At 63.5% G+C, this 12000-nt stretch carries 11 protein-coding genes; 6 read left to right on the top strand and 5 right to left on the bottom strand.

Annotation, left to right across the window (positions count from 1 at the left end; genetic code table 11):
• Window positions 1-79: 79 nt before the first annotated feature.
• Genes ABWP89_RS05965 through ABWP89_RS05955 form a run of 3 tightly spaced genes read right to left on the bottom strand, consistent with a single transcriptional unit; the run spans window position 80 to window position 3572 of the window.
• Window positions 80-1423, bottom strand: coding sequence for a glutamine synthetase family protein (locus ABWP89_RS05965; protein ID WP_353227911.1), 1344 nt, complete (start codon window positions 1421-1423; stop codon window positions 80-82).
• Window positions 1424-1469: 46 nt separating this feature from the next.
• Window positions 1470-2798 carry an NAD(P)/FAD-dependent oxidoreductase gene (locus tag ABWP89_RS05960; RefSeq protein ID WP_353227910.1) on the bottom strand — a complete coding sequence of 443 codons (1329 nt, stop codon included), beginning with the start codon at window positions 2796-2798 and terminating at the stop codon, window positions 1470-1472.
• 33 nt (window positions 2799-2831) lie between these two features.
• Window positions 2832-3572: a gamma-glutamyl-gamma-aminobutyrate hydrolase family protein gene (locus tag ABWP89_RS05955; protein ID WP_353227908.1), complete on the bottom strand. Its 741-nt coding sequence runs from the start codon at window positions 3570-3572 to the stop codon at window positions 2832-2834.
• A gap of 173 nt (window positions 3573-3745) precedes the next feature.
• Here ABWP89_RS05955 and ABWP89_RS05950 point away from each other — a divergent pair, with 173 nt between their 5' ends.
• The 3 genes from ABWP89_RS05950 (at window position 3746) to ABWP89_RS05940 (ending at window position 7079) form a co-directional block, all read left to right on the top strand.
• The gene (locus ABWP89_RS05950) at window positions 3746-4219 is read left to right on the top strand and encodes a (2Fe-2S)-binding protein (protein WP_353227907.1); all 474 of its coding nucleotides are present in this window, start codon (window positions 3746-3748) and stop codon (window positions 4217-4219) included.
• Window positions 4216-6336: a xanthine dehydrogenase family protein molybdopterin-binding subunit gene (locus ABWP89_RS05945; protein WP_353227906.1), complete on the top strand. Its 2121-nt coding sequence runs from the start codon at window positions 4216-4218 to the stop codon at window positions 6334-6336. The genes ABWP89_RS05950 and ABWP89_RS05945 overlap by 4 nt, the downstream gene beginning before the upstream one ends.
• A 458-nt stretch (window positions 6337-6794) precedes the next feature.
• The gene (locus tag ABWP89_RS05940; RefSeq protein ID WP_353227905.1) at window positions 6795-7079 is read left to right on the top strand and encodes a GIY-YIG nuclease family protein; all 285 of its coding nucleotides are present in this window, start codon (window positions 6795-6797) and stop codon (window positions 7077-7079) included.
• A 209-nt stretch (window positions 7080-7288) separates the two neighbouring features.
• Here ABWP89_RS05940 and ABWP89_RS05935 read toward each other — a convergent pair whose 3' ends face one another.
• Window positions 7289-7612 (bottom strand): CC_3452 family protein, encoded by a 324-nt coding sequence (locus ABWP89_RS05935; protein ID WP_353227904.1) that lies wholly within the window; start codon window positions 7610-7612, stop codon window positions 7289-7291.
• Window positions 7613-7843: 231 nt separating this feature from the next.
• On the opposite strand from ABWP89_RS05935, the gene ABWP89_RS05930 reads away from it, so the two are divergent.
• The gene (locus ABWP89_RS05930) at window positions 7844-8440 is read left to right on the top strand and encodes a TetR/AcrR family transcriptional regulator (RefSeq protein ID WP_353227903.1); all 597 of its coding nucleotides are present in this window, start codon (window positions 7844-7846) and stop codon (window positions 8438-8440) included.
• A 12-nt stretch (window positions 8441-8452) separates the two neighbouring features.
• Here ABWP89_RS05930 and ABWP89_RS05925 read toward each other — a convergent pair whose 3' ends face one another.
• Window positions 8453-9865, bottom strand: coding sequence for an aminotransferase (locus ABWP89_RS05925; protein ID WP_353227902.1), 1413 nt, complete (start codon window positions 9863-9865; stop codon window positions 8453-8455).
• Window positions 9866-10156: 291 nt separating this feature from the next.
• Here ABWP89_RS05925 and ABWP89_RS05920 point away from each other — a divergent pair, with 291 nt between their 5' ends.
• Together ABWP89_RS05920 and ABWP89_RS05915 are read left to right on the top strand one after the other, a co-directional pair.
• Window positions 10157-10846 carry a GntR family transcriptional regulator gene (locus ABWP89_RS05920; RefSeq protein ID WP_353227901.1) on the top strand — a complete coding sequence of 230 codons (690 nt, stop codon included), beginning with the start codon at window positions 10157-10159 and terminating at the stop codon, window positions 10844-10846.
• A gap of 66 nt (window positions 10847-10912) precedes the next feature.
• Window positions 10913-11992, top strand: a complete 1080-nt coding sequence (locus ABWP89_RS05915; protein ID WP_353227899.1) for an ABC transporter substrate-binding protein — start codon at window positions 10913-10915, stop codon at window positions 11990-11992.
• The last annotated feature ends 8 nt before the right edge of the window (window positions 11993-12000 follow it).

Raw genomic sequence — 12000 nt, 5'->3', positions numbered from 1 at the left:
CCATAACCTACTGGTATCGTTGGTGGTCGGGTGGGGAGGCGGGGCGGGAGGTATGACTGCACGTCAGTGCAGCTTCGTATTATGCCTTCAACAACAGGTGATCGCGTTCCCACGAACTGATCACTTCGTCATAGGCGGCCAGCTCGTTCATCTTGATTTCGTAAAACGCGCGGATGAAATTTTCACCCAGCATTTCGATCATGGGTTCGCACGCGATCAACTGTTTCAGCGCGCCGTCCAGGTTGCGCGGCAAAGTGCGCTCCTCCAGATAGGCGTTGCTGGTGATCAGCGGCAGCGGTTCGATGCGGTCGCGCACACCGATATACCCCGCGGCCAGGCTGGCGGCGATGGCGATATAGGGATTGGCATCGGCGCCCGGCAGGCGGTTTTCAATGCGCGTGCTTTGCGCGTTCGACGTCGGGATGCGCAGGCCGCAGCTGCGGTTGTCATGCCCCCATTGCACATTGATCGGCGCGCTGTGCGCCGGGCGCATGCGGCGGAACGAATTGACATTGGGCGCAAACAGCGGCGCGATTTCGGGCAGATAGCGTTGCAACCCGCCGACGAAATGGCGGAATTCCTGGGTGATCCCGGCCTCGTTGCCAAACAGGTTGCGGCCCATGGCATCCTCGGCCGAAATGTGCAGGTGCATCGCGCTGCCCGGCTGGGTTTCCATCGGTTTGGCCATGAACGTGGCATAGACCCCGTGCTTCAGCGCGACCTGGCGCACGATGCGTTTGAAAATGGTCACCTGGTCGCACAGCGCAACCGGTTCGCCATGGTTGAAATTGATTTCCAGCTGCGCGGTGCCGCTTTCATGGATCATGGTATCCAGCTGCAGCGACGCGATTTCCGAATTGTCGTAGATTTCCTCGATAATGTCCTCAAACTCGGTCACCGATTCCAGGCCATAGGGCTGGGGCGAGCTTTCCGCGCGGCCCGATCGTCCACGCGGCGGCACGATCGGCAGATCGGGATCGGGGTTGATCTCGGTCAGATAGAATTCCAGCTCCGGCGCGACCACCATCGTCCAGCCGATCTCGGCAAATTTGTCGAGCACGCGTTGCAGCACATAGCGCGGCGCGATTTCAAACGGCGATCCATCGCGGTGCAGCGCATCGGCCACCACAAACGCGGTCGGCGTGCGAAACCCCGGCGCGACACAGATCGACCGGATATCGGGGCGCAGTGACACATCGGGATCGCGATAGAGAAAATCATCGGCATCGGTATCGGCATAATTGCCGGTGATGGTGACCGAAAACACGCTGGAGGGCAGCCGCAGGCTCATCGAACCGACCGAGGATATGAACTTGTCGGCGGGGAACACTTTGCCGCGCACGACGCCGTTGATGTCGGGCACCAGGCATTCGACTTCGCTGATCCCCCGGCTGCGGATCCATTCGGCAAAAACTTCGGTCATGACTTGGGTCTTCCGTCTGGTTGGTGCTGCGGATCGGGCTCGTTTTTCAAAACCGGTCCCGCAGCGCCATGAATCGCATGGCAAGGGCTTGGGTCGGCAATCGCAGCCGCGGTCCGCCGGGAAAGCGCGGGGCGGGCAGGCGCCGCACCAGATCATAGCCCGGATTTGTCTTTCCCGCCATGGCCAGCCCGACCGCCTGTCCCAGCCACGGTGCCAGCACCACACCGACCCCGGAAAAGCCGTTGGCGGCGTACAGACCAGGCGCGGGTTCGATCACGAACGGCAGCCGGTTGGGCGAAACGGCGAGCGTCCCGCCCCAGGCATGATCGATCGCCACATCGGCCAGTTGCGGAAAGATGCGCACCAGGTGCGGCCGGACAAACGCGGCAATATCGCGCGGGAAATGCCTGCCATAGTTTTCCCCACCGCCAAACAGCAGGCGATGATCGGGCGTCATGCGGAAATAATAGACCACGAACCGCCCGTCCGACACCGCCGCGCCATTGCCGATCAGGCTGTGGGCCAGCGCGGGGCCAAGCGGCGCGGTGGTGGCGATGTAATTGTTGATGGGCAGGACATGCGCATCGGTGGCCGGCACCAGCGCGCGGGCATAGGCGCCGGTGGCGTCCAGCACTTTACCCGCGCGGATCACCCCGTGCGGCGTGGTCACCCGCCAGTCGTCACCCGCCCGATCGATCGCCAGCGCATGGGTGTGCGGATGCAGGTGCGCGCCGGAACCTTGCGCGCTGCGTGCCATGGTCATCGCCAGTTTCAGCGGATTCAGGTGCCCGCCGCGCGTGTCGTAACTGCCGCCGTGGTAATTGTCGCTGGCAACAATCCCGCGCAATTCATCCCGCCCCAGCGCGGTCAGGCTGTCATAACCCCAGGCATCGCGCATCATCGCCACATGCGCGTGTGTCTGCGCCACGGCGGCGGGACGGTGGTCGGCGTGGATCAACCCGGGGCGGTAATCGCACATGTCGGGGGCCTGGGCGATCAGGGCATCCAGGTGCGCGCGCGCGTCCAGCGCCGCCGCCCACAGTTCGCGCGTCATGGCGGCATCCAGCTTTGCCTCCAGCCACGGCAGATCCTGTTGCCAGCCGACATGCACCTGCCCGCCGTTGCGCCCCGATGCGCCCCAGCCGATCGGGCCGGATTCGATCAGCCGCACCGATTGCCCGGCACGCGCCAGCGCCAGCGCCGCACCCAGCCCGGTAAACCCGCCGCCGATGATGCAATGATCGGTGATCGCATCGCCATCCAGCGCGTGGGCAGCGATCGGCGTGCCGACCGTGTCGGCATAATAGGAGCGTGGAAAACGGCTGGTATCCTCGCCGCCCGGACCTGCGCGCTCGCGTGATCGAGAGCCTGACATTGCCAGCTGGCCTATCGGACAAGCCGTGCCCGGTCAATCAGCCGCGCTGGCACCGGCGCCCATTGCCGCGCCCAGTGCAGTGAAAAACCAGCGCGATTGCGGGTTGCGGTCGGCATCCCATTCGGGGTGCCATTGCACGGCCAGCAGCTGCGCGCTGCCGACCGTGGCCGAAAATGCCTCAGCCAGTCCGTCATCGGCATGCGCCTCTGCCGTCAAGCCGGCGCCCAGCCGGTCCACCGCCTGAAAATGCACCGAATTGACGAGGATCGGCGCGGTCCCCAGTGCGCCGGCGACCACCCCGCCGGGCACCGGGGTCACCGCGTGGCCATGCGCAAACATGGCGTCGATATCGACCCCGGCCGGCGCGTGGTGCAGCGCCTGCGCCGCCGGATCAAGATGGCGCAGCGTGCCGCCAAACACCACGTTCAGTTCCTGAAAACCCCGGCACACGCCAAACACCGGGCGGCCCGCGTCGAGCATCACGCGCGCCAGCGTCAGGCTGGTGGCGTCGCGTTCGGGATCGAACGGGCCGTGGTCGTGCGGCGCGCCATAGTGGTGGCCTTCGACGTTTGACGTGCTGCCGGTCAGCAGCAATCCGTCGAGCCGCCTGGCCAGATTGCGCTGATCGGCCAGGTCACCCAGCACGGGCACCAGCACCACATCGACCCCCGACCATTGCGCCGGCGCGCGCAGATACCGGTCGATCACACGGTGGATCGGCTCATCTTCAAATTCGCGGGCGCAGGCGACGATACCAAGCAGCGGGCGGGTCATGGGCAGGAAACTCGCAAAGGTTGGCGGATCGCGAAAAAGGGCGTTCGGGCTTTGGCGGAAGCCGACCACGCCAGAAAGCCGCAAAATGGTCAAGTCTGGTTGATGGGCGCTTGACAGCGTGGCGGGCTTGCGGCGTTGTACGGCGCGATAACCAATATACTCTGGGGACGACCATGGCTGTTACGCTGACCATCAACGGGAAACGGCGCGCGTTTGATGTGCCACCCGAAATGCCGCTGCTGTGGCTGTTGCGCGATGTCGCGCAATTGCCGGGCACCAAGTTCGGCTGTGCCGCCGGGCTGTGCGGCGCGTGCAGCGTGCTGGTCGATGGCGTGCGCATGTTTGGCTGCCAGACCCCGGCGGGCGATGCCGTGGGCAAATCGATCACCACGATCGAGGGCCTGACCGAACAGCCATTGGGCAAGGCGCTGGTCGCCGCCTGGAACGAAATCGACGTGGTGCAATGCGGCTATTGCCAGCCCGGGCAGATCGTCGCCGCCGCGTCGCTGCTGAAAAACAATCCCAAACCCGATGACAACGCGATCGATGCCGGGATGAGCGGCAACATCTGCCGTTGCGGCACCTATCCGCGCATCCGCACCGCGATCCGCCGCGCCGCCGAAATTCATGCGGGAGAAAAAGCATGATCAGCACCACACGACGTGATGTCCTGCTGGGTTCCGGCCTGCTGACCGGTGCGCTGGTGGTGCCGGTGGCGTTGAGCAGCCGCAGCCGTGCTGCCGCGCCAGCGGCGCTGGCCGCCAATGGCTGGCTGGGGGTTGATGGCCTGGGCCAGGTCACGCTGGCGCTGCCCAAGACCGAAATGGGGCAGGGCATCCTGACCGCGATCACCATGCTCGCCGCCGAAGAGCTGGCGGTGCAGCCCGGCGCTGTAAAGGTCACACTGGCTGATGGTGATGCCGCGCGGTTTGCGCCGATCGACCAGGGCACTGGCGGTTCCACCTCTATCCGTGAACTGTGGCAGCCGCTGCGTGAGGCGGGCGCGCGTGCCCGCGCCGCGCTGGTCGCCGCCGCCGCGGCCGAATGGGGTGTGCCCGCGGCCGATTGCGACGCGCACGATGGCGCGGTGCTGCACAAGCCCAGCGGCAAAGTGCTGCCCTATGCCGCGCTGGTGGCCGCCGCTGCCGCCGCCCCGCTGCCAAAGGATGCGCCCGTGCGCCCGGCATCGGCCTACAAGGTGATTGGTCGGCCGGTGCGCCGGCTGGATGGCGATGCCAAGGTCCGCGGGACGGCCGAATATGGCATCGACGTTGTCCGGCCCGGTATGAAATATGCCAGCATCGCGGTGTGCCCGATCTTTGGCGGCAAACTGGCCGGCGTGGATGAGGCCGCCGCGCGCGCGGTGCCCGGGGTGACCGGGGTGATCAAGGGTGCGGACGTGGTCTATGTGATCGCCGACAACACCTGGGCCGCACGGCAGGGGCTGATCGCGGCCAAGGCGCAATGGTCGGGCAGCACGGCACAGAATGGCGCGAACTCGGCCGCCATCATGGCCGATGTGGTGGCCGCGCTGGATAAACCCGGTTTTGTTGCGGCGACGTCGGGCGATCTGGCTGCCGCGCGCACGGGCGCGGCGCACCGGTTCAGCGCGACCTATACCCAGCCATTCCTGGCGCATGCGACGATGGAACCGGCCAATTGCGTGGCGCATGTGCACGATGGCCAATGCGAAATCTGGACCGGCACGCAGATCCCGTCCGACGCGCGCAAGGCGGCCGCGGCGCGGTTGGGCCTGCCGCTGGACCAGGTCACGCTGCACAACCGCCTGATGGGTGGCGGGTTCGGCCGGCGGCTTGAGGCCGATATGGTCGAACGCTGTGTCGATCTGGCCAAACAGGTGGCGTTCCCGGTCAAGCTGATCTGGTCACGCGAAGAAGACATGACTCACGACTGGTACCGCCCCGCCTATGCCGACCACATCGATATCGCGGTGGGCGCCGATGGCAAGATCGCGGCGTGGGAACACAAGATTGCCGGATCATCGATCTATGCCCGGCTGATGGGCGCGGCGTTCAAGGGCGTGGATGATGACGCGGTCGAAGGCGCGATCACGCCGATCTATGCTTCACCTGCGCGCCACGTGACGTTTCAGCAGCAGGAAAGCCTGGTCCCCACCAGCTGGTGGCGCGGGGTTGGCCCGCTGCGCAGTGCGTTCGTGATGGAATCCGCGATGGACGAAGTGGCGCACATGGTCGGCGCCGATCCGATCGCATTCCGCCTGGCACACATCGATGATCCGCGAGCGCGCGCGGTGCTGGAAACGGTAAAGGTGCAATCGGGCTGGGGCGAAAAGACGCCGGCGGGCACCGGTCGCGGGGTGTCGGTGATCCACTTGTGGGATACCTATATGGCCGCCGTTGCCGAGGTGACGGTGGACAAGGACAAGCAGATCACCGTCAAAAAGGTGACCGTAGCGGTCGATTGCGGACAGGCGGTCAATCCGTCAGGCGTCGCCGCGCAGATCGATAGCGGGGTTATCTTTGGCGCATCGGCCGCGCTGTTTGGCGAAGTAACCATCGCCAATGGCCGCGTCGAACAGTCAAACTATCACGATTACCGCGTGCTGCGCATGAACGAGGCGCCGGTGATTCAGACCGCGATCGTCGAAAACCACGAAAAACCCGGCGGCATGGGCGAACCGCCCAACGCGGTGATCTTCCCCGCGCTGGCCAACGCGGTGTTTGCCGCGACCGGCAAACGCGTACGTGCGCTGCCGCTGCAGAAGGGGTTGCAGACGGCGTAGGTCGAGCGGGATGGAGTTTTTGGCGGCTATTGGATTTCTGGCCGGGGTTTTCAGTCTCCCGCTTGCGGTCTTGTGTGGTTTGACGGTTGCAATAGCAAAGCTGTGGCGGCGTTTCAGCGTTCGTCGCGGTTTTGCTTTTTCAATATTTAGTGGGTTGATTGCACCCATTCTGGTGTTTTGCATCGGGCAACGCGCTCCTTGGCCAAAGTCGTGGATAGAAGCTGAGCGCCAAGGAGCCTACCATCTCGGGGTCTTGCTGATTCTGGTCAGTGTTCTTGCATTGCCACTCTGTTTGCTGATCAGCAGGGCGATCCTGCGGGAACGAAGATAAAATGCGTTGTGCGGTCGCGCCGAACGGTTTCATATCTATTCGTGATATTTTATTACGCTGAACGACCCAACCAACCCCGCTCATCCTGAGCCTGTCGAAGGATGCGCGCTGCCGGTAAGTCTTGGTGATGACCTTCTACGCCTACATCTTGCGCTGCAATGACGGGTCGTATTATGCCGGACATACCGACAATCTTGATGTGCGGTTGGCACAACATCAGCGCGGATTGGTGGGTAGCTACACTGCCGCGCGACGCCCCGTTTTATTGGCATGGTCGGAATCATTCCCGACGCGTGACGAGGCCTTTCGTGCCGAACGCCGGGTGAAGGGCTGGAGCCGGGCCAAAAAGGAAGCGTTGATCGCGGGCGATTTGGATCGGCTGTGTGTGTTGGCGCGCAGCCGCCAGCAGTGAGTGTTTGGACGGGTGTCGCGCGTGTCCTTCGACAAGCTCAGGATGAGCGGGTGTAGGGTAGATAGTTCAAACTTTTGAAGGGGATAACCCATTTGAATTTCCATGGACCAACCCCGCCCACACCTCCGCCGCCGCTTTCAACATGACGCTGGCAACAGCGGTCCGGTAACCGGACCGCCGTCATCGCCCGCCATAAGGCCAAGCTCAGCTTATTTCGTCTTGCGCGCGCGCTTGTTGCAATAGGCCAGGTCTTCGGCCGACAGTGCTTTGCCCTCGGCGGTAAATTCGGTGACCGCGCCCACTGTGTGCGCCAGCGTGGCGCAGACCTGCTTGGGCAGCTCGCCGGCGATGGGCGCTTCCATCGTGTTGGCAGTGGCGTACCACACCACTTCGCTGGAAATGAGCCGGCTGGACGTTGCCGGCTTTTCCAGCACGGCGTGGTAATACAGGCCGGAGCTTTGTGCCGCGGCAGGGCTGGCGAGCACGAGGGCGGGGGCGATGGCGAGTGTCAACGCGGCAAGAATGCGGGCCATTGGTCAATTCCTTTGGTTGGTACGACGCTAAGATAAAGGCACGAAAAGGATCGCCACCAAGACCGGCCACCCCAAGGGACGGCTGGTGATGGAGTGCTGGAACTGTCAGCCGAAGCGTGGCATGGATTAGATCTGGAATGATCGATACAGTAACGGTCGTTCCCGAATCGGTCAAGCCCGATTTCCAATCAATGATAGGTTTTTTTTTCGTACCTAGGAGATTTTGCAACCATGGCGCGCCCGCGCAGTTTCGATGCCGAAGCCTTTCTTGACCGGTCGCTGGATGTGTTCTGGCGGCGCGGCTTTGCGGCGACGTCGATGTCGGATATTTATGAGGCGACCGGGCTGGGCGCCAGCAGCATCTATGCCTTTGTAAAGGACAAGAACGACCTGTTTCGCCGGGTCTTCCAGCGTTACACCGATGGCTTTCGCGATACGATCCCGACCGATGTCAAAGGCGCCGCGGCGATCGATTTGTGGATGCGCGGCTTTGCATCGGCGCTGGCGGACGACCCCGATCGCAAGGGCTGCCTGATCTGCAACACCATCATGGAACGGTTCGCCCATACCAGGGAAACGCTCGATCTGGCGCAGAAACTGGTCGATGAGGTGCGCGGCTGGTTCGTGCTTCAGGTCCAATACGGGCAGGAGGCCGGCGACTATGCGCGCGACGCGGACCCGGCCGCCGCCGCCAACGCGCTGGTGGCGATGGTGCTGGGGCTGATGGCCATGGCGCGGTCGCAGGCCAGCCGCGAAACGCTGCTGCAGGTCGCGGGCAGTGCCGCGAATGCGCTGTTCACGCGGGGTCGTGACAAGCCAGTGCCGTAACCGCCCGAATTTCTATCCCAGCGCCGACAACGCGTCTGCGCTCGCATCCAGCGCGGCATGGATGGTGTCGACGATCTGGTCGATTTCGGCGTGGGTGATCACCAGCGGCGGGCTCATCACGATCGAATCGCGGATCGCGCGCACCATCAATCCGCGCGCGATACAGGCGTCACGCACGATCGGGCCGGCCTGGCCACCAGAACCTCCGCTCTTCTGGCCATGGCGTTGGTTGGTGCCCGGTTCGGCCACGATCTCGACCGCGCCGATCAGCCCCAGCGAGCGTACTTCGCCCACCAGCGGATGCGCGGCTAACCGTTGCAGCGCCTGCGCCAGATAAGGCCCGGTATCCTCACGCGTGCGGTCAATCAGCGCCTCATCCTCCATGATCTGGATGTTGCGCAGTGCCACTGCCGCCGCCACCGGATGGCCGGAATAGGTATAGCCGTGCACGAAATCTTCGCCCGATGCGCGCAGCACCTCGACGATTTCGTGGCTTACGCCGGTCGCCGAAATCGGCAGGTACCCCGATGACAGCCCCTTGGCCATCGACACGATATCGGGGCGGATGCCGTAATGCTGAAACCCGAACCATTCGCCCAGCCGGCCAAACCCGCAGATCACCTCGTCCGCGACCAGCAGAATGCCGTATTTGCGGCAGATCGCCTCAACCTTAGGCCAATATCCTGGCGGCGGGATGATCACCCCGCCCGCGCCCTGAACGGGTTCGCCGATGAACGCGGCAACATTTTCAGGCCCGACCGCGATAATGCGGTCCTCGATCGCCTGCGCCGCGCGCGTGGCAAAGGCCTCGGCGTCTTCGCCAAAAGCTTCGCCAAAATGGTACGGCTGCATCACGTGTTCGATGCCGGGGATCGGTAATCCGCCCTGCACATGCATGTAATCCATCCCGCCCAGGCTGGCCGAGGCAACGGTTGACCCGTGATAGGCATTGTGGCGGCTGATAAAGACCGTGCGCTGGGGTTCCCCCTTCATCGACCAATAGGTGCGTACCAGCCGGAACACGGTGTCGTTGGATTCCGACCCGCTGTTGTTGAAAAACACGTGCTGCAGATCGCCGCCCAGCAGCCCGGCCAGCTTTGCCGCCAGTTCGATCGGCGGGACCGTCGCGGTGCGGAAAAAGGTGTTGTAGAATGGCAGTTCGGCCATCTGCCGCGCCGCCACCTCAACCAGTTCGGGGCGCCCATAGCCGACATTGACGCACCACAGCCCGGCCATGCCATCCAGAATGGCCTGGCCATCGCCATCATACAGCGTCGATCCTTGCGCATGGGTGATGATCCGGCTGCCACCCATGGCCACCTGCAATCCGTAACTGGATTGCGCGGGCAGATGGTGAGCAACGTCAAGCTGGCGTAGCGCGGGGATGTCATAATTGCGGACGGGAACGGTGCTGACAGTGGCCATGGATCTCTCTCGCCAAAATGCGCGTGGTCCGGCACGGGTCACCCAGGGGTCCTGTTGCGCACCGGATAGCTTAGATCACAGATAGACGGACGGCTTCGTTGCGTCAATGCAAGGGCTGCCGGCATTCGGCACCCTTTTAGGCAAAATGGGGGCGGATCGGCATCAATCGCCCGGTCCCCCCTGTTTGTACGGCAAAAAGGGTGGCATTCCATCACCGACGACCGGGCCAACACGCGGCAACGGCGCAGTGCCTGCCAACCATGATGATCGACCGAAAGGACAATCGAACGCATGAAATCCATTGCTGGCGCCGATCCCGATCTTGACGATTGCGTCGATGCCCCGGCATCGTTGCGTGAACAGGTCTACAACGATTTGCGCTATCGCCTGATCACCGGCCGGATCGTCCCGGGCGTGGGCATTTCGACCCGCGGACTGGCGCAGGAAATGGGGGTCAGCCAGATGCCGGTGCGCGACGCGCTCAGCCGCATCGCGGCCGAGGGCGCGGTCGAAATCCGATCGAAACGCGCGGTCATGGTCCCCCGCATGACCACTGCGCGGTTTGAAGAAATCATGCGGCTGCGCACCGTGCTGGAACCGATGGTGGCCAGCGCAGCGTTGCCGCACATCACCAGCGAAACCCTGCGCCAGATTCGTGCGGCTGATGATGCCACCGATGCCGCGCTGGCCGGCGGTGATGCGCGCGCCTATATGGATTCGAACCACCGGTTTCATTCGCTGATCTATGGCGCGGCCCCGCTGCCTCTGGCGCTGCGCATGATTGAAAGCCTGTGGATGCAGTTCGGCCCGTTCATGCGCGTGGTCTATGGCCGCTATGGCACCGCCAACCTCGTTGATCAGCATCGAGAGGCGATTGCCGCGATCGTTGCCGGTGATGCCGGCGCACTGGGCGCGGCGATTGCGGCGGACATTGGTGATTGCGCCGATCTGATGCAGGATTGGGAACGGTTGAAGCTGTAGGGTGGTCAAACTGTGATCACAATTGCCCCTGCTGGTAAGGCAGTGGCACCCGAAACGGAGGGTTTGATGGCGTATCCCCGGTCACGACGCAGCATTCTGGCCGGGCTGGGCGCCAGCGCCGTGGGCATCAGCTTTGCCGGCGGTCTTGGCAGCCTGGGCGGGTGCCACCGTGCCGCCGGATCACAGATCAATTTCTACAACTGGGATACCTATGTCGGCAAAAACACGCTGGCCGGGTTCGAGGCCGCCAGTGGCACCCATGTCAAGATGAGCCTGTTTGCCAGCAACGATGAACTGTTTGCCAAATTGCGCGGCGGCAACCCGGGGTATGACGTGATCGTGCCCAGCCACGATTTTCTGCAACGCATGGCGAAAGCGGGCATGCTGATGTCGCTCGACCACGCCAAAATCCCCAATATGGCCAATATCGCGCCGCCGTTCCTGCACCCGACTTATGACCCCGAACGCAAATACGGCATGCCCTATACCTGGCTGGTGCTGGGCATCGGCTATCGCAAATCAAAGATCGGCGGTGTGCCCGACAGCTGGAAATGGGTGTTTGATTCCGACCGTTACAAGGGCCGCATCGGGTTGTTGTCCGACGCGCCCGATCTGTGCCGCATGGCCGAAATCTATCAGGGCCGCGATCCCAACCGGTTCGATCCCGCCGCGCTGCAGGCCGCGCAGGACCTGCTGATCCGGCAAAAGCCCAACATCGCCCTGTTTCACGACGACAACGGGCAGGATCTGCTGCTGGCGGGCGATATCGACATCGTGATCGAATACAACGGCGATATCGCGCAAGTCATGCGCGAAGACCCTGATCTGGCCTTTGTCGTGCCGCGTGAAGGCAGCCTGATCCAGTCCGACCAGCTGGCCATCCCGACCGGCGCGCCCAACCCCGATGCCGCGCATGCGTTCATCAATTACCTGCTCAGCGCCGATGCCGGTGCGGATATTTCGCGCACCATTTCCTATCCCACCCCCAACGCGGCGGCGCTGGCCAAAATGCCCGATTCCTATCGCAACAACCCGGCGATTTTCCCGCCCGACGCAGCGCTGGCCAAATGCCACTATGCACAATACCTGGGCGAGGATGCCTATCGCGCGTTTCAGGATGTGATCACGCGGGTGCGCGCGGCCTGATCCAACGG

The organism is Novosphingobium sp., assembly GCF_040398825.1.
GTDB lineage: Bacteria > Pseudomonadota > Alphaproteobacteria > Sphingomonadales > Sphingomonadaceae > Novosphingobium.
The sequence above is the reverse complement of the archived record's forward strand: the minus strand, read 5'-3'. Positions and strand labels throughout refer to the sequence as shown.